Source organism: Microbacterium oxydans, assembly GCF_900095745.1.
Taxonomy (GTDB): domain Bacteria; phylum Actinomycetota; class Actinomycetes; order Actinomycetales; family Microbacteriaceae; genus Microbacterium; species Microbacterium oxydans_B.
On the sequence record NZ_FMIR01000018.1, the window covers coordinates 1 to 16,638 of the forward strand.

The following is a 16,638-nucleotide window of genomic DNA, read 5'->3' on the forward strand; positions in this document are numbered from 1 at the left end:
GCCTTCACCACCCGTCCCGCACCCGCCGCATCCGTGCGCAACACCCGCTGCAACAACTCGTTCACCGTGCGGCACCCGTATCGCCCGCAGAACGCCGGCTCACCCGACCCCGCCGGACGCTCATCGACCGACGCGACCGTCTCCACGACCACCGCCTCCACCCGCCGCTGCACCTCACCCGCGACCCGCAAAACCTGCATCTTCTCGTCGACCGCGAGCCCCGCGATCACGTCGGAACGCAGCACCCCATCCAGGTCGGCGACGACCTGGACGAGCAGTTCCACGGGGTTGTTCATACCCCTAAGTCAACCCGGGGCCACCGACATTCGAACCGCGATAACCCCAGTTCAAAGCAATATTCCGAAACACGCGAGACGTCGACAATCCCTCCACAGAAACGACGTCAGGGCACTTCTCCACGCGCGCCGCGAAACCCCCGCGCCGCGAAACACCCGCGCCGCGAAACCTTACCGAGCACCCTCACTCCCGCGTGTAGTCCTCGAAGATCAGCGTGGTCCGGGTCGAGCGGATCGAGGGGATCGCCTGGATGTCCTCGAGCACGATTCGACGGAGGTCGCGGGCGTCGTTGGCGCGCACCAGCAGGATCACGTCGAAGTCACCGCCGACGAGCGCCATGTGCTCGATCTCGGGGATCGCGCGCAGCCGGTCGCTCACCGCCTGCCACGTCGCCTGCTCGATGGCAAGGGTCACGTAGGCGCTCGCATGGTGCCCGAGCAGGACGGGATCCGTGCGGACCGTGTATCCCGTGATGACACCGGCGTCCGTGAGGCGCTTGATCCTCGCGTGCGCACCGGCACGCGAGATGTGCACAGCATCCGCGATCGCCGTCATCGACGAGCGCGCGTCGCGACGCAGCTCCTCGAGGATCGCTCGGTCCGTGTCGTCCAGCGCGATCATGACACCCCTTCCTCGGGCCAGAAACTCTGACACTTCGATCAAGAATGCCGCATCTGTCGCTCTTCCATCCAGTATTTCGCGGATGATCTTGGATGACTGTCACCCACAGAGGCAAGCTGTCCCCACCGAGTTCGCCAAGGAGGACGAGCGCATGCTGCACACCGACATGCTTCCGCGAGACACCGCGGTGCAACTGATCGATGCGGGCGGACAGCCTGTCGCGGACGAGCACTACGCGCTCCCCGACGGCGACACCCTGCTGGCCGCCTATCGCGGCCTCGTCCAGGGCCGGCGCATCAACGACCAGGCCGGCGCGCTCGTGCGTCAGGGACGCCTCGCCGTCTACCCGTCCTCGCACGGGCAGGAAGCGTGCCAGATCGCCGCCGCGATGGTGCTCGGAGGCACGGACTGGCTGTTCCCCACCTATCGCGACTCGGTCGCGGTGATCGCCCGCGGAGTCGAACCGGCCGACGCGATGGTGCTCCTCAAGGGCGACTGGCACTCGGGCTACGACGTGCGCGCCCACCGGGTCGCGCCGCAGGCCACTCCCCTCGCCACCCAGCTGCTGCATGCGGTCGGCTTCGCGCAGGCGGCCAAGCATCGCGGCGAGGACACGGTCGTGCTCGCGCTGTGCGGCGACGGCGCCACCAGCGAGGGTGACTTCCACGAGGCGATGAACTTCGCCGCCGTCTTCCAGGTGCCGGTCGTCTTCTTCGTGCAGAACAACGGGTTCGCGATCTCCGTCCCGCTCTCGCGGCAGACCGCGGCTCCGTCCCTCGCCCACAAGGCGGTCGGCTACGGGATGCCGGGACAGCGTGTCGACGGGAACGACGTCGCCGCCGTGCTTGCCGTGCTCGGCGAGGCAGTGGATCGCGCGCGTACCGGCGGCGGCCCTTCGCTCATCGAGGCGCACACCTACCGGATGCAGGCGCACACCAACGCCGACGACGACACCCGCTACCGGGAACGCGATGAGGTGCAGGCCTGGATCGCCCGCGACCCGCTGCTCCGCCTGCGCACCCACCTGACGGACACCGGAGCCCTCGACGCCGACGCCGAGGAGCGGTTCGCCGCCGGAGCCGAGGAGATCGCCGCGGCCATGCGGACCGCGCTGAACACCGACGCGGACCTCGACCCCGAAGACCTGTTCCGCTTCGTCACTGCGACACGCTCGCCACAACTCGACGAGCAATGGCACCTGCTGCGGGACGAGATCGAACGCTCGCGCCTCGCCGATGCGGGCGCAGGTACGACCTCGGACGGAGGCCACCGATGACGATCACACACGACGACACCCGCGCCGAGGCGGAGGCGGGCACCGTGACCACCATGACCATGGCCGCCGCGCTGAACAGGGCTCTCGCCGACGCCATCGAGTCCGATCCGGACGTGGTCGTCTTCGGCGAGGACGTGGGCGCGCTGGGCGGCGTCTTCCGCATCACCGACGGCCTCACTGCGCGGTTCGGCGAGGAGCGCTGCTTCGACACCCCCCTGGCCGAGTCCGGCATCGTCGGCACCGCGGTCGGCATGGCCATGAACGGGATGCGCCCCGTGGTGGAGCTGCAGTTCGACGCATTCGCACTGCCCGCATTCGAGCAGGTCGTCAGCCATGTCGCCAAGCTCGGCAACCGCACACGCGGTGGGATGCGGATGCCGCTGGTGATCCGCATCCCGTTCGGTGGCGGCATCGGCGGCGTGGAGCACCACTGCGACTCGTCCGAGGCCTACTACGCGCACACCCCCGGCCTCACGGTCGTCAGTCCGTCGACGCCGCAGGATGCCTACTCGCTGCTGCGCGCGGCGATCGCCTCACCGGATCCGGTGATCTTCCTCGAACCGAAGAAGCTGTACTGGTCGAAGGGCGAAGTCGACACCTCGATCACCACGGAACTCGGCAGCGCCCGCATCGCCCGTGAGGGCACCGACGTCACGCTCCTGGCCTACGGCGCCTCCGTGCCGCTCGCCCTCGAGGTCGCCGACGTCGCCGCCGCGGAGGGGCGCAGCGTGCAGGTGGTGGACGTGCGCTCGCTCTCCCCATTCGACGATGCGACCGTGACCGCCGCGGTGAAGTCCACCGGCCGCGCCGTGGTCATCGCCGAGGCCCCCGGATATGTGAGCGTCGCCTCCGAGATCCAGGCCCGCGTGTTCGAGCGCTGCTTCGAATACCTCGCGGCCCCGGTGCGACGGGTCACGGGGTTCGACACCCCCTACGCACCCCCGAAGCTCGAACACTGGTACCTGCCCGACGTCGACCGCGTGCTCGACGCGATCGACACCCTGCACTGGGAGGACGACGTATGAGCGCCCCACTGAAGCCGGCCGCGCAGGTGTTCCGCCTGCCCGACCTCGGCGAGGGACTGACCGAGGCGGGCCTCGTGCAATGGCTCGTCGCGGTCGGCGACACCATCACGACCGACCAGCCGATCGCCGAGGTCGAGACGGCGAAGAGCGTGGTGGAGCTGCCGTCGCCGTTCGCCGGTGTCGTCACCGCCCTCCATGGCACCGCCGGCGACACGATCGACGTCGGCGCGCCGGTGCTCGAGGTCGCCGACGCCGGATCGGCTTCGGATATGGAGCCGGCGACTCCGGATGCTGCCGGGACCGCGGCATCGAGCTCCCCCGAGCACGAGGCGTACCGCGAGGAGGAACGCGCCGGATCCGGGAACGTGCTGATCGGCTACGGCACCACGGCGCACACGACGAAGGGGCGTCGCCGGCCACCCGTTGCGCCGGTTCGAACCGACCGCCCGACCTCGGCGACAGCGGTATCCGCACCCGCATCCGCACCCGTACCCGCCCCCGCACCCGCACCCGCATCGGCATCCGCACCGAAGGCAGCCGCCGTCACCGTCCCCGACGCGACCCTCGCCGCCGCGTCCGCCCGCCGCCCCGTGGCCGTGCGCTCCCCTCTCGTCCGTCGCCTCGCCCGCGACCTCGGTCTCGATGTGCACACGATCGCCGCGACCGGCCCGGACGGGGCGATCACCCGCGCCGACGTGCTGCAGGCCGCGGTCGAGAACGCCGTCGACGGCGCCGCCGCGCATCACCGCGCCGCGAACGGGTCCGGAGAGTCGGTCGACGGGCTCGACGTCGTCTCCCGAGAGCGGATGTCGCCGCTGCGGCGCGCGGTCAGTGCGAAGCTCACGCGCAGTCGAACCGAGATCCCCGAGGCCACCGTCTGGGTCGACGTCGATGCCACCGCGCTGTGGGACCTCCGCGCGCAGATGGCCCCGGAGGGCGGCAAGGCCCCCTCGGTCACGGCACTGCTCGCGCGCTTCGTCCTGCTCGCCCTCGAGGACTACCCGGTGCTGGCCTCGCGACTCGACGAGAGCGGCGAGGAGCTGATCTCGTTCGACGGTGTGAACCTCGGGATCGCCGCCGACACCGAACGCGGACTCCTGGTCCCCGTCGTCCCCCGTGCGCACGCGCTCACCGTGGAGCAGCTCGATGCGTCACTGCGCGAGCTCGCCGCCACGGCCAGGGCGGGCACGATGCCGCCGGAACGGCTGCGCGGCTCGACCTTCACCCTCAACAACTACGGCGGGTTGGGCGTCGACGGCTCGGCGGCGATCATCAACCACCCGGATGTCGCCATCCTCGGCATCGGACGGATCATCGAGCGACCGTGGGTCGTCGACGGGGCGATCGTCGCGCGTCGCATCGTGCAGCTGTCGCTCGCGTTCGACCATCGCGTCTGCGACGGCGGGTACGCGGCGGGATTCCTGCGGCGTGTCACCGACCTCATCGAGCATCCGCTGCGGGCGTTCGTGCGGGTCTGAGACCGCCGGCGCACCTCGGGCCGACGCGGCGCCTGTGCCATAATTACCATACGATCGGTCAGTAATTCCTGGCCATGCGAGAGGGCGACGAGCCCCCGCTGAGACGACGAAGTCAGGAGATCCGCATGACCGAGGCATTCCTCGTCGGAGGGGCGCGCACCCCGGTCGGGCGCTACGGCGGCGCGCTCGCCACCGTCCGCCCCGACGACCTGGCCTCGATCGTGGTGGCCGAGGCCGTGCGCCGGGCCGGGATCGATGCGACGCAGATCGACATCGACGAGGTGATCCTGGGCGCGGCGAACCAGGCCGGTGAAGACAACCGCAACGTCGCGAGGATGGCGGTGCTGCTCGCTGGACTCCCCGACAGCGTCCCGGCCATCACGGTGAACCGGCTGTGTGCTTCGGGCATGTCCGCCGTGACGATGGCCGCGCAGGCGATCCGCGCCGGAGATGCCGACCTCATCATCGCCGGCGGTGTCGAGTCGATGACCCGCGCGCCCTGGGTGCAGGCCAAGCCCGAGAAGGCCTGGTCCAAACCGGGCGCGGCCTTCGACACCTCGATCGGCTGGCGTTTCCCGAACCCCCGTCTCCTGGCCCGCGACAAGGCGACCTTCACGATGCCGGAGACCGCGGAGGAGGTCGCCCGTCTCGACGGGATCACCCGCGACGAGGCCGACGCCTTCGCCCTCCGATCGCAGCAGCGCGCCGCCGCCGCGATCGCAGCCGGACGCTTCGCCCCCGAGATCGTCGGCGTGCTGACGGCGACCGGAGAGGTGCGGGTCGACGAGGGTCCACGGCCCGAGACCACGCTCGAGGCACTCGCCCGACTGCGCCCCGTGGTCGCCGGCGGCCAGGTCGTGACGGCTGGGAACTCCAGCGCCCTCAACGACGGCGCCTCGGCGATCGTCGTGGCGAGCGCCGAGGCGGTCGAGCGCCATGGTCTCGTGCCCCGCGCCCGGATCGTCGTCGGCACCAGCGCCGGTCTCGCACCGGAGGTCATGGGCCTCGGCCCGGTGCCCGCGACGCAGAAAGCGCTCCGCCGCGCCGGACTCACCATCGACGACATCGGCTCCGTCGAGCTCAACGAGGCCTTCGCCACGCAGTCGATCGCCTGCATCCGGCGTCTCGGCCTCGACGACGAGCGCGTCAACGCCGACGGCGGTGCCATCGCCCTCGGCCATCCGCTCGGCTCGTCCGGTTCCCGCCTGCTGATCACACTGCTCGGGCGCATGGAGCGCGAGGACTCGCGATACGGACTCGCGACGATGTGCGTGGGCGTTGGCCAGGGGGCGGCCGTGATCCTGGAGAAGATGTGATGCCCACCTCGACGAATCCCGAAGAGCCGCTGCTCGTCGAGCGGCACCCCGACCGTGTGGTCGCGACCCTCAACCGTCCGCACAAGCGCAACGCGATCGACCAGGCCACGATCGATGCCCTGCACCTGCTCTGCGACGAGCTCGAGGAGGCGCCGCGGACCCTGATCCTCGTCGGCGCCGACGGCGTCTTCGCGGCGGGCGCCGACATCGCCGAGCTGCGCGAACGCCGGGCCTCCGACGCGCTGCGCGGCATCAACGCGCACGCCTTCGTCCGGGTCGCCGAGCTGCCGATGCCGGTCATCGCAGCGATCGACGGCTATGCCCTGGGAGGCGGCGCCGAACTCGCCTACGCCGCAGACATCCGCATCGCCACGCCCTCGCTCGCGATCGGCAACCCGGAGACGGGCCTCGGCATCCTCGCCGCGGCCGGCGCGAGCTGGCGGCTGAAGGAGATCGTCGGCGACGCCAGGGCGATCGAGCTGCTGCTCACCGGACGCACGGTGAAGGCCGAGGAGGCGCTGCGCATCGGCCTCGTCTCGGCGATCCACGACCCCGAGGAACTGCTGGCTGCGGCCGAGGCGATCGCCGACCGGATCGCCCGCAACGACCCGGCCGCCACCATCGCGACGAAACGGGTGTTCCGCGAGCCCCGCGACCGCCACCCCGCCGCCGATCTGGAAGCCCAGGCCGAGCTCTTCGAGAGCCCGGAGAAGTTCCGACGCATGACCGACTTCCTGGAACGGAGAGACCGATGACCGAGGCCACGCCCCACGCTCCCGCGCACGTCGGAGTGCTCGGCGGCGGGCGCATGGGCGCCGGCATCGCCCACGCGTTCCTTCTCGCGGGTTCGCGCGTGACGGTCGTCGAACGCGATGCGGATGCTGCCGCGGCAGCCGCCCACCGCGTGCTCGAATCCGTCGACACCTCGATCGCCCGCGGCACCGCGGCCGAACCGGGAGACGCCTACCGTTCACGCTTCGAGACGGGCACGGAGGTCGCGCTGTTCGCGCCGTGCGACCTCGTCGTGGAAGCCGTGCCCGAGGATCTGGCCCTCAAGGTCGACGCCCTCACCCGCGTCGAAGCCCAGCTCGGACCCGACGCCGTCCTCGCCTCGAACACGTCCTCGATCTCGATCGACGAGCTCGCCGCAGTGCTCGACCGGCCGGCGCGCTTCCTCGGCATGCACTTCTTCAACCCGGTGCCCGCGTCCACCCTGGTCGAGATCGTGCGGGGCGCGACCACCGCTCCCCCGCTCGTCGACGATGCGAGGGTCTGGGTACAAGCCCTCGGCAAGACGCCGATCGTCGTGGCCGATGCCCCCGGGTTCGCGTCGTCGAGACTCGGCGTCGCGATCGGCCTGGAGGCGATCCGCATGCTCGAAGAGGGCGTCGCCTCGGCCGCAGACATCGACGCCGCCATGACGTTGGGCTACAAGCATCCGGTCGGGCCGCTCCGCCTCACCGACATCGTCGGGCTCGACGTGCGGCTCGGCATCTCCGAATACCTCGCCGCGAACCTCGGCGAACGCTTCGAACCGCCGGCTCTGCTGCGCCGCCTCGTCGCCGAAGGACACCTCGGACGCAAGAGCGGACGCGGCTTCTACGAATGGGACGCCTCATGAAGGGAACTGACATGACCGAGATCCTCCCCAGCTATCTGCAGGGATCCTGGTGGTCGCCGGATGCCGACGCCGAGGCGATCGAGGTGCGCGACGCCTCGACGGGCGAGATCGTCGCCCGCGTCTCGACCGACGGCATCGACCTCGCGGCAGCTCTCGCCTACGCCCGCACCGCGGGGCAGGCGTCGCTCGGCGAACTCACGTTCCACCAGCGCGCGGTGCGCCTCAAGCAGCTGGCGCTCGCGCTCACGGAGCGCAAGGCCGAGCTGTATGAGATCTCGAGCCGCACGGGCGCGACCGCGCAGGACTCGTGGGTCGACATCGACGGCGGCATCGGGGTGCTGTTCGCGTACTCCAGCAAGGGCAGGCGAGAGCTGCCGAATGCGAAGGTCTACGTCGACGGCGCGGTGGAGAACCTGTCCAGGGACGGCTCCTTCCTCGGGCGCCACATCTACACCCGGCTCCCCGGCGTCGCGGTGCAGATCAACGCCTTCAACTTCCCGGTCTGGGGCTCGCTGGAGAAGTTCGCGCCCGCTTTCCTGGCGGGTGTGCCGACCGTCGTGAAGCCCGCGACCCCGACCGGGTACCTCGCCGAGGCGATGGTGCGGATCATGGTCGAGTCCGGCCTGCTGCCCGAGGGCTCGCTGCAGCTCGTCTCGGGCAGTGTTCCCGGTCTCTTCGACGAACTGCGGCTGGGCGATCTGGTGGCGTTCACCGGATCGGCGTCGACCGCCGAAGGGCTGCGCGCCCACGATGCGGTGCAGACCGGTGGTGTGCGCTTTACGAGCGAGACCGACTCCATCAATGCGTCGATCCTGGGGACGGACGCCGTCTCGGGCACGCCCGAGTTCGACGCGTACATCAAGCAGCTCGTCGCCGAGATGACCAGCAAGGCCGGACAGAAGTGCACGGCGATCCGACGCGCGATCGTGCCGGTCGGTGCCGTCGACGACGTGATCGGCGCGGTGCGGGCACGACTGTCCGAACGCATCGTGCTCGGCGACCCTCGGGCGGAGGGCGTCACGATGGGCCCGCTGGCCTCGACCGCCCAGCGCGACGAGGTGCTGCGCCAGGTGGCACGGCTGCAGGACGGCGGTGGCGAGCTGGTCATCGGCTCGGCCGATGCTCCAGACGTGCGGCACGGCGACGGAACGGAGGGGCCCGCTCCGGATGGCGCCTTCCTCGCGCCGATGCTGCTGCGTTTTTCCGACCCGCAGAGCGCGGCGGTCAACGAGATCGAGGCGTTCGGCCCGGTCTCGAGCATCGTCGGCTATCGCACCCTCGACGAAGCGAGCGCCCTGGTCGCCCGGGGCGGTGGCTCCCTGGTGACCAGCGTCGCCACGCACGACCCCGAAGTCGCCGTCGCGCTCGCCACGGACATGGCCGCCTACAACGGACGCGTGCTGTTCCTCGATCGCGACGACGCCCGCAGCTCCACGGGTCACGGCTCGCCGCTGCCGAACCTCGTGCACGGCGGCCCCGGCCGCGCCGGCGGTGGCGAGGAGCTCGGCGGCATCCGCGCGGTGCTGCACCACATGCAACGCACCGCGGTGCAGGGCTCCCCTGCGATGCTGACCGCCCTCACCGGGGTCTGGCATCAGGGCACGGTGGCGCGTCCGTACCAGGAGAGCGGGGGTGTGCATCCCTTCCGCAAGTCGCTGGCCGAGCTGCGCATCGGCGACCAGGTCGCCAGCGGCTCCCGCACGGTGACGCTCGACGACATCGAGACGTTCGCGGCCTTCACCGGCGACACCTTCTACGCGCACATGGACGAGGCGTCCGCCGCCGCGAACCCGTTCTTCCCCGGTCGCGTCGCCCACGGGTACCTGCTCGTGTCGTGGGCCGCCGGCCTCTTCGTCGACCCCGCGCCCGGCCCCGTCCTCGCCAACTCGGGCCTGGAGAACCTGCGGTTCCTGACCCCGGTCTCGCCCGGCGACGAGATCCGCGTCGAGCTCACCGCCAAGCAGATCACCCCGCGTGAGACGGACGAGTACGGCGAGGTGCGATGGGACTCGGTGCTGAAGAATCAGCGCGACGAGATCGTCGCCACGTACGACGTGCTCACCCTCGTCGCGAAGGAGCAGGACGCGGCGGCCTGAGTCGTCCCCGCTTGCGCGCCGGTCAGGAGACCGGGGCGCTCGCGGGATCGTCGACGCGCCGGCGCAGGCCGTCGAGGGCGATGGCGACGACGTCGTCGGCGAGACGGTCCGCGCCCTCGCGTCCGCCCGGTCGGTACCACTCCACGATCGAGTTGATCATGCCGAACGCCAGGCGGGCCACGACGCTGGCGTCCATATCGGCGCGCAGCGCGCCCTCGGACTGTGCTTCCGAGACGAGTGCGGTGATCCGGCGGTCGAATGCGCGACGGCGGGTGAGCGCTCGACGCTCGACATCGGTGTTCCCGCGCACCCGCAGCAGCAGCGTCACGGCGGGGAGCTGGTCGACGAGCACGTGCACGGCCCCGCGGAGGACGTGCTCGAGGCGGGTCACCGCATCGGTGTCCTCCCGGTCATCCGCAGCCGGCAGCGGGCTCTGCACCACGGCCTCGAGACCGCCGAGCGCGGCGTCGAGAGCGAGGTCGAGCATCTCGTCCTTCGATCCGAAGTGGTGGTAGATCGCCGACTTCGACAAGCCGAGCCGCTCGGCCAGCATGCCGATCGAAGTCGCGTCGTACCCGTACTCGTTGAACGCGGCGACGGCGACCGCGAGGATGCCCTGCTGGTCGTAACCGGGGCGGCCTCGTCGCGTGCTCTGCATCTCGGACATCCCCACAGTCTCGCATCGGATCACGCTGTCGGCCGGGAGCGGCAGCGCGAGATCAGAAGGTCTGGTCGGTGGTGCGCGAGCGCCCACGGAACTCCGCGACAGGATCGCCGAGTTCGTCGACGACGGTCACGTCGTAGATGCCGGAGCGGCCGGTGCGGGTGCGTCGCACGGCCGTCGCGGTCAGCGTCTGTCCGGAGACGGTCGACTTCAGGAACGAGATGTCGGCGCCGGCGGCCACCGTGACCCGGTCGTCCTCGTTGCAGGCGATCGCGAAGGCCGTGTCGGCCAGGGCGAAGACGAAGCCGCCGTGCGTGATGTGGAACCCGTTGGTCATGTCGTCGCGCACGCGCATCGAGACCACGGCGTGTCCGGGATCGTCGCGTTCCACGACGAGGCCCAGCGAGGCGGAGGCGCGGTCGCGCTCCATCATGGCGCGGTTGGGGCGCGCGGAGTCCGTGGCCTGCGGCGTCGCATCCGTCATCGTCGACCTCCTCGTCGCGCGGATGCCACCGCAGCAGCGCCCGACAGGCCCATACTAACTGACCGCTCGGTCGGTAAAGAAGGCCTGTACGGGGGCGGCGACCTGCGCGAAGCTCAGCCGAAGATCAGCGGCTTTGCGAGCGTGGCGTCGTCGACCGTGATGCCGGTGATCACCGCGGCGGGGTCTGCCGTCGAGTCGCGATCCAGGCGGAACCGCATGACGACCCCCTCGCGGCTGGACCACTCGTAGAAGTACTCGCCCGACGAGATGATGCGCAGTGCCGTCCCCTCGGGGAAGGCAGCTGCCGCGGCGCTGACCGGATCTCCGATTCGCACACCACCGGCGGACGGAAGCGACGCGCCCTCATGAGTCGGCTCGCCCGCGACGTTCCCGACGCCGACGGACACGGCGGAGACGACGCTCGTGCCCTCCTGCGTCCAGAGCAGCAGCGAGGCCGAGTCATCGGGCGAGGTCAGACGCGTCGTCCCACCCACCCACTCGGGCTTGTCGACCCGAGCTCCGGGGACCGCGGCGATCGCCTCATCGAGCTCGACGCCCAGGCGCACGGGGCCGACCCCCGCCGTCGTGATCTCCCACTCGCTCCAGGGCGCCGCAGGGTCAGCTGCGGGGACGTCCACCGGAACCGGCGGGTTCTCCGTCAGCTCGTCGATCAGCTTCGCCCTCGCCTCGCTCGCGCGATCGCGCAGCTGGTCTGCAGCGGCCTCGGTGTCGAACGCGGGTTCCCCCGTGAAGGGCTGCCACATCTCGACGACCACGTTTCCAACCGAGGAGTAGGTCTTGTAGAGGGAGTGACCGTCGCCGCCCGGGTAGGTGAGGATCAGGGATCCGGCGATGGCGCGGACGCCCCCGTCGCCCTCTGCCGTCGACGAGGCGAAGGAAGAAGGCGCCCCGCCGAAGGTGAACTCACCGCACTGCTCCGCGGCTTGGGCGTACTGGTCCATGCGCGCCGTGGCGGCCGCTTCATCGGCGAACTGCATCACGTGGAGCCAGCCGTCTCGCCCTGCGGAAACGGTCGTCGTCCACGTGACGGACCGTGCACCGATGGAGCCCAGCGAGGCTTCGGCGTAGACCGCGTTGCAGATGGTGGGATCCGGCTCGTAGCCGCCCCCGTCGGACACCTGGATCAAGGAGGGCACCGCCGGGCTGACATCACCCACATCGGGAAGCAGGCCGGAGATCTCCTCGGCGCTCAGCAGGAACCAGTCCAGCTCGTCGCCGACGAAGGCGATCGGTCCGGCGTACGGATCGGGAGCCGGGGATTCCGGCGCGGCCGTGGGCTGGGGGGTGGGCGTGGACTGCGGAGTCGGAGCGCACCCGGAAAGAGCCACCAACGCCCCGACCGCGACCACACCGATCAGGCCCCGCACGAACGTCCTCGCCTGCGACATGTCCCACTCCGATCCACACTCGGCGCCGACGTCGGCGCCCCCCGTACAGCCGAGCCTAGAGCTTCGGCCCGGAGACACGAGGCGCATGCTCCATGTCGAGATCAGAATGAAATTCTGAGCATGCCGAAGCACGCATATGCGACGCGATCAGCGGGCAGCGGCACGCTGCAGAGCGGCGGCTCCCACGACCCTGGCCTCCTCCGCGGTGGCCGCCTGCAGCACAGCCTCGGCAGCATGGCGGCACTCGTCCTCGGTCACATCGCGGAGCGCCTCCGCGACTCGTCCGAGCGACCGCGGGGTCATCGAGAGCGAGGTCGCTCCCAGTCCCACGAGCACCGGAGCGAGGGCCGGGTCCCCACCTGCCTCGCCGCAGACTCCGACCGGTTTCCCGGCCGCACGCCCCGCCGCTCCGACCATGCCGATCAGGCGCAGCACCGCGGGCTGCCACGGATCGTTCAGATCGCCCAGGTCGCTGAGCAGCCGATCGGCGGCGAGCGTGTACTGCGCGAGGTCGTTGGTTCCGAGGCTCACGAAGTCGACCACCTCGAACAGCTCGGCGGCGAGAAGTGCCGCCGACGGCGTCTCGATCATGATGCCGACGCTGCTGATCCCCGCCGCACGCGCGAGATCGGCGAACTCCCTGGCCTCGTCGACGGTGGCCACCATCGGGGCCATCACCTCGACCTCGGCCGACTCCGCGGTGGCGGCGAGCGCGAGTGCACGCAACTGGTCCGCGAGCAGCTCCGGCCGGCGGCGGGCGATCCGGAGCCCCCGCACGCCGAGCGCCGGATTGTCCTCGTCGTCGGAGTTCGCGAACGGGAGAGGCTTGTCGCTCCCCGCGTCCAGTGTGCGCACGACGACCTTGCGATCGGGGAATGCGGCCAGGACACCGCGGTAGGCGGTGGTCTGCTCCTCGACCGTCGGTGCTTCGGTCCGGTCGAGGAAGCAGAACTCGGTGCGGAACAGACCGATGCCCTCTGCTCGCGCTGCGGCAGCGTTCACCGCGTCCGGAGCACCGCCCACATTCGCCAGCAGCGCCACGCGGTGGCCGTCGGCGAGCCGCCCGGATCCGTCGAACTCGACGACGGTGGCGGCGGCCTGGGCGTCGGCGACGCGGGATGCCGGCGGATCGACCTCGACCGTGCCGCGCCCGCCGTCGACGAGGAGCGTCGAGCCGACCGGGATGCCGACCGCGCCGGTAACGCCGACGACCGCGGGAAGACCGAGCGATCGCGCGATGATCGCGGTGTGCGAAGTCGGCCCGCCCTGCTCGGTGACGAGGGCGACGCAGTGCCCTCCAGCGAGGGCTGCGGTGTCGGCGGGCGCGAGGTCCGTCGCGACGAGCACGAACGGCTCCTCACGCTCGGGCACCCCGGGCATGTCGACCTGGAGTATCTCGGCGATGATCCGGTCGCGCACGTCACGGATGTCGGCGACGCGCTCCGCCATCCGGCCACCCAGCGCGGCCACGGCTTTCTCGTGGGCGGCCGCGGTCTCCCAGATCGCGCGCGCCGCACTGCGGCCCTTCGACCGGACGAGTGCCGTCGCCTCCGACACCAGCTCGGGGTCGGAGGCCAGCAGGCGAGACGCATCGAGGATCGCCCTGGTCTCCCCCGTCGCCTGCGACGTCCGCGCACGCAGCTGATCGGCCACGGCGACGGCGGCCCACTCGATCGCTGAGACCTCGGCGTCGCGGTCGGCCGAAGCGACGACCGCGCCCGCTTCCGGCTCGCCGACCGCCGGTGCGAGATGCACAAGCGGTGCGGCCACCCGACCGGGACTGACGCCGCGGCCCTTCAGCACCGCGCCGGACGCGATGACGGTCGGCGGGACGTCCGGGCGCGGGCCCGTCGATTCCGAACCCGCCGCAGCCGCCGTCGGCGCCGCGTCATCCGTCCCCTCCCCGAATCCGTCGTCGAACAGGGCGGACAGCTTGTCCAGCACCGCATCGGCTTCCGGGCCGCGCGCGACCAATTCCAGTTCGTCGCCCTGCCGAGCGCCGAGGATCAGGAGTCGCGAGAGGCTCGCGGCCGGCGCGTCAGGTCCGTCCGGAAGACGCCGCAGTCGCACATCCGCCCCCGCCGAAGCCTCGGCGATCAGGGCGGCGGGGCGCGCATGGATGCCGAGCGGATTCCGCACCCGCACCCGCCGGACGATCTCCTCGCCGACCGACCCGCCACCCCCTGCGGCGCTGCCGTCGGTGGACTCGGCGTCGGACGACGGCGCAGCGTCGTCAGGAACACCGAGCTGCCCGGTCTTCGCGCCGAGCGCAGCGGTCGCCTCCGCAGCGACCGCATCCAGTCCGCCCCCGGCCGCCGCCGACACGACCGCGGCGAGCAATCCCTCCACGAACGGAGCAGGCACGAGGCGCACGGGCACGTCGCTCACACGCAGCTCGAGTGCGAGCTCGGCGCTCAGCACGGCCGATCCGAGATCCATGAGGACGAGGACGCCGTCGCAGTCCGCCGCGAGTTCATCGATCGCTGCGGCCACCGCCACCGCATCCGTCCCGAGGATCGGTCTGCCGTCGCCGTCCACGCCCGCACCCGCCGCGACCTGCACGCGCACCCCTGCACCCTGCACCATCTGCAGGGCAAGCTCCAGTGCCGCCTCCCCGAGCCGTGCGCTGTGGGAGACGGCGACGATGCCGATCATCCGGCGCCGCCCTCCACGGCCGCAGCGAGCGTGTCGAACAGGATCGCCGTCGATGCGGCCCCCGGATCGAGGTGCCCGGCGCTGCGTTCGCCGAGATAGCTGGCCCTGCCCTTTCGAGCGACGAGCGGGAGTGTCGCGTCACGGCCGGCCGCCGCCGCATCCGCTGCGGTCCGGGCGGCAACGGCGACGGACGCGCCACCGGCGAGCGCGGTGTCGAGCGCATCGACGGCCGGAGCCATCGCGTCGAACATCGTCTTGTCGCCCGACTCGGCCTTGCCTCGCGCCACGATGCCGTCGAGGCCCGCGCGCAGGGCGACCGCGAGCGCCGGCCCGTCGAGTTCGGGCACCGCACCGGCTGCCATCCCCATCCGCAGGAAGAACGTGCCGTAGAGCGGCCCGCTGGCTCCACCCACGGAACTCACCAGGGTCATCCCGACGGTCTTCAGCAGCTCATCGACCGTGGCCGGGGTTCCTGCCGCGAGCTTCTCGCTCACCGCACCCATCCCGCGGGCCATGTTCGCGCCGTGGTCGGCGTCGCCGATCGCCGAGTCGAGTTCGGTGAGCCAGTCGCGCTTCTCCGTGACAGCCGCGCCGAAACGGGAGACCCAGTCGGCGAGCACAGCGGTGTCGACAGCCGCCATCACGCACCCCACCGCAGGCCGGGGGTGTTCACCGGGGCATCCCATAGGCGCAGCAGCTCGTCGTCGGCCTTGAGCACCGTGACCGAGCAGCCCGCCATGTCGAGCGAGGTGATGTAGTTGCCGACCAGGTTCCGCGCGATCTGCACCCCGGACTTCTCGAGGATCGCCGCGACCTCGGCGTACATGAGGTACAGCTCGATCAGCGGTGTCGCCCCCATGCCGTTGAGCATCACGATCGCCGGACCTGCCGCATCGATGTCGGCGAGGATCGGCTCCACCAGCTGCCGGGCGATGTCGGATGCCGGAGCGAGCGGTTCGCGATGACGACCCGGCTCACCGTGAATGCCGATGCCGATCTCCATCTGGTCGTCGGGGAGGTCGAACGTGGGCTTGCCCGCGGCGGGAACCGTGCAGCTGGTGAGCGCCATGCCCATCGAGCGGCCCTGGCCGTTGACATTCTTTGCCAGCTCCACGACGGCGGCGAGGTCACGCCCCTCCTCGGCGGCGGCTCCGAGGATCTTCTCGAGCAACACCGTGAGTCCCACCCCTCGGCGACCGGCCGTGTACAGCGAATCCTGCACGGCGACGTCATCGTCCACGGTGATGCTGCCCACCTCGATCCCCTCCATGGAGGCGAGCTCGGCGGCCATCTCGAAGTTCAGCACGTCGCCGGTGTAGTTCTTCACGATGTGGAGCACACCGGCTCCACGGTCGACGGCCTTCGTGGCGACCTGGACGCGGTCGGGCGTCGGAGAGGTGAACACCTCGCCGGCGACGGCGGCATCCAACATCCCGGTGCCGACGAAGCCGCCGTGCAGGGGCTCGTGCCCCGAACCGCCGCCGGACACGATCGCGACCTTGCCCTGCGCCTTGGGCGTCGCCCGCGTGATGACGTGGTTCTCCAGGTCGACCGAAAGCTCCGGATGAGCGAGCGCGACCCCCTTCAGTGATTCGACGAGAACGTCCTCGGGGGCGTTGATGAGCTTCTTCATCGTTCGATCTCCTTTGATCCTCGGGACTTCTTTCGCGAAATCCGAAAGCAATTCGTTAATGTC

At 70.8% G+C, this 16,638-nt stretch carries 15 protein-coding genes; 7 read left to right on the plus strand and 8 right to left on the minus strand.

Translation table 11 applies throughout. From position 1 onward, the window contains the following. Both BQ2383_RS12755 and BQ2383_RS12760 read right to left on the minus strand, forming a co-directional pair. The coding region (locus tag BQ2383_RS12755) for a hypothetical protein (RefSeq protein WP_140403356.1) at window positions 1-296 on the minus strand (296 nt) is incomplete at its 3' end. 184 nt (window positions 297-480) lie between these two features. Beyond that, window positions 481-918, minus strand: coding sequence for an Lrp/AsnC family transcriptional regulator (locus tag BQ2383_RS12760; protein WP_029262374.1), 438 nt, complete (start codon window positions 916-918; stop codon window positions 481-483). 151 nt (window positions 919-1,069) lie between these two features. Here BQ2383_RS12760 and BQ2383_RS12765 point away from each other — a divergent pair, with 151 nt between their 5' ends. The 7 genes from BQ2383_RS12765 (at window position 1,070) to paaZ (ending at window position 9,730) form a co-directional block, all read left to right on the plus strand. Further along, on the plus strand, window positions 1,070-2,194 hold the full coding sequence (locus BQ2383_RS12765) for a thiamine pyrophosphate-dependent enzyme (protein ID WP_091034585.1): 1,125 nt from the start codon (window positions 1,070-1,072) through the stop codon (window positions 2,192-2,194). Then, window positions 2,191-3,219, plus strand: coding sequence for an alpha-ketoacid dehydrogenase subunit beta (locus BQ2383_RS12770; protein ID WP_091034588.1), 1,029 nt, complete (start codon window positions 2,191-2,193; stop codon window positions 3,217-3,219). The genes BQ2383_RS12765 and BQ2383_RS12770 overlap by 4 nt, the downstream gene beginning before the upstream one ends. Beyond that, the gene (locus BQ2383_RS12775; RefSeq protein ID WP_091034591.1) at window positions 3,216-4,697 is read left to right on the plus strand and encodes a dihydrolipoamide acetyltransferase family protein; all 1,482 of its coding nucleotides are present in this window, start codon (window positions 3,216-3,218) and stop codon (window positions 4,695-4,697) included. The genes BQ2383_RS12770 and BQ2383_RS12775 overlap by 4 nt, the downstream gene beginning before the upstream one ends. A gap of 125 nt (window positions 4,698-4,822) precedes the next feature. Beyond that, a complete protein-coding gene (locus tag BQ2383_RS12780) occupies window positions 4,823-6,013 on the plus strand; it encodes a thiolase family protein (RefSeq protein ID WP_091034593.1) in 1,191 nt (396 codons plus the stop codon). Then, entirely contained in the window at window positions 6,013-6,768 is a 756-nt protein-coding gene (locus BQ2383_RS12785) for an enoyl-CoA hydratase/isomerase family protein (protein WP_091034596.1), read from the plus strand. The genes BQ2383_RS12780 and BQ2383_RS12785 overlap by 1 nt, the downstream gene beginning before the upstream one ends. Further along, window positions 6,765-7,634: a 3-hydroxyacyl-CoA dehydrogenase family protein gene (locus BQ2383_RS12790; RefSeq protein ID WP_091034598.1), complete on the plus strand. Its 870-nt coding sequence runs from the start codon at window positions 6,765-6,767 to the stop codon at window positions 7,632-7,634. The genes BQ2383_RS12785 and BQ2383_RS12790 overlap by 4 nt, the downstream gene beginning before the upstream one ends. An 11-nt stretch (window positions 7,635-7,645) precedes the next feature. Further along, a complete protein-coding gene (paaZ, locus tag BQ2383_RS12795) occupies window positions 7,646-9,730 on the plus strand; it encodes a phenylacetic acid degradation bifunctional protein PaaZ (RefSeq protein ID WP_091035848.1) in 2,085 nt (694 codons plus the stop codon). 22 nt (window positions 9,731-9,752) lie between these two features. On the opposite strand, the gene BQ2383_RS12800 is transcribed toward paaZ, so the two are convergent. The 6 genes from BQ2383_RS12800 to dhaK form a co-directional block, all read right to left on the minus strand. Continuing rightward, entirely contained in the window at window positions 9,753-10,397 is a 645-nt protein-coding gene (locus BQ2383_RS12800; protein ID WP_091034601.1) for a TetR/AcrR family transcriptional regulator, read from the minus strand. A 52-nt stretch (window positions 10,398-10,449) separates the two neighbouring features. Continuing rightward, the gene (gene paaI / locus BQ2383_RS12805; protein ID WP_091034604.1) at window positions 10,450-10,878 is read right to left on the minus strand and encodes a hydroxyphenylacetyl-CoA thioesterase PaaI; all 429 of its coding nucleotides are present in this window, start codon (window positions 10,876-10,878) and stop codon (window positions 10,450-10,452) included. Between the two features lie 113 nt (window positions 10,879-10,991). Further along, complete coding sequence (locus BQ2383_RS12810; protein ID WP_091034607.1) at window positions 10,992-12,287, minus strand: sensor domain-containing protein; 1,296 nt, start codon at window positions 12,285-12,287, stop codon at window positions 10,992-10,994. A gap of 147 nt (window positions 12,288-12,434) precedes the next feature. Further along, window positions 12,435-14,942 carry a phosphoenolpyruvate--protein phosphotransferase gene (ptsP, locus tag BQ2383_RS12815; protein WP_091034609.1) on the minus strand — a complete coding sequence of 836 codons (2,508 nt, stop codon included), beginning with the start codon at window positions 14,940-14,942 and terminating at the stop codon, window positions 12,435-12,437. Continuing rightward, complete coding sequence (dhaL, locus tag BQ2383_RS12820) at window positions 14,939-15,583, minus strand: dihydroxyacetone kinase subunit DhaL (protein ID WP_091034612.1); 645 nt, start codon at window positions 15,581-15,583, stop codon at window positions 14,939-14,941. Before dhaL ends, ptsP begins: the two co-directional genes overlap by 4 nt. After that, entirely contained in the window at window positions 15,583-16,575 is a 993-nt protein-coding gene (gene dhaK / locus BQ2383_RS12825; protein WP_091034615.1) for a dihydroxyacetone kinase subunit DhaK, read from the minus strand. The genes dhaL and dhaK overlap by 1 nt, the downstream gene beginning before the upstream one ends. Window positions 16,576-16,638 lie beyond the last annotated feature (63 nt).

What these genes read in the sequence shown, in the direction of transcription:
- BQ2383_RS12790 (WP_091034598.1), top strand. Translation starts at nt 6,765, where the DNA reads ATGACCGAGGCCACGCCCCACGCTCCCGCGCACGTCGGAGTGCTCGGC.
- BQ2383_RS12810 (WP_091034607.1), bottom strand. Translation starts at nt 12,287, where the DNA reads ATGTCGCAGGCGAGGACGTTCGTGCGGGGCCTGATCGGTGTGGTCGCG.
- paaI (WP_091034604.1), bottom strand. Translation starts at nt 10,878, where the DNA reads ATGACGGATGCGACGCCGCAGGCCACGGACTCCGCGCGCCCCAACCGC.
- BQ2383_RS12775 (WP_091034591.1), top strand. Translation starts at nt 3,216, where the DNA reads ATGAGCGCCCCACTGAAGCCGGCCGCGCAGGTGTTCCGCCTGCCCGAC.
- BQ2383_RS12765 (WP_091034585.1), top strand. Translation starts at nt 1,070, where the DNA reads ATGCTGCACACCGACATGCTTCCGCGAGACACCGCGGTGCAACTGATC.
- BQ2383_RS12780 (WP_091034593.1), top strand. Translation starts at nt 4,823, where the DNA reads ATGACCGAGGCATTCCTCGTCGGAGGGGCGCGCACCCCGGTCGGGCGC.
- BQ2383_RS12800 (WP_091034601.1), bottom strand. Translation starts at nt 10,397, where the DNA reads ATGTCCGAGATGCAGAGCACGCGACGAGGCCGCCCCGGTTACGACCAG.
- paaZ (WP_091035848.1), top strand. Translation starts at nt 7,646, where the DNA reads ATGACCGAGATCCTCCCCAGCTATCTGCAGGGATCCTGGTGGTCGCCG.
- dhaL (WP_091034612.1), bottom strand. Translation starts at nt 15,583, where the DNA reads ATGGCGGCTGTCGACACCGCTGTGCTCGCCGACTGGGTCTCCCGTTTC.
- BQ2383_RS12785 (WP_091034596.1), top strand. Translation starts at nt 6,013, where the DNA reads ATGCCCACCTCGACGAATCCCGAAGAGCCGCTGCTCGTCGAGCGGCAC.
- ptsP (WP_091034609.1), bottom strand. Translation starts at nt 14,942, where the DNA reads ATGATCGGCATCGTCGCCGTCTCCCACAGCGCACGGCTCGGGGAGGCG.
- BQ2383_RS12770 (WP_091034588.1), top strand. Translation starts at nt 2,191, where the DNA reads ATGACGATCACACACGACGACACCCGCGCCGAGGCGGAGGCGGGCACC.
- BQ2383_RS12760 (WP_029262374.1), bottom strand. Translation starts at nt 918, where the DNA reads ATGATCGCGCTGGACGACACGGACCGAGCGATCCTCGAGGAGCTGCGT.
- dhaK (WP_091034615.1), bottom strand. Translation starts at nt 16,575, where the DNA reads ATGAAGAAGCTCATCAACGCCCCCGAGGACGTTCTCGTCGAATCACTG.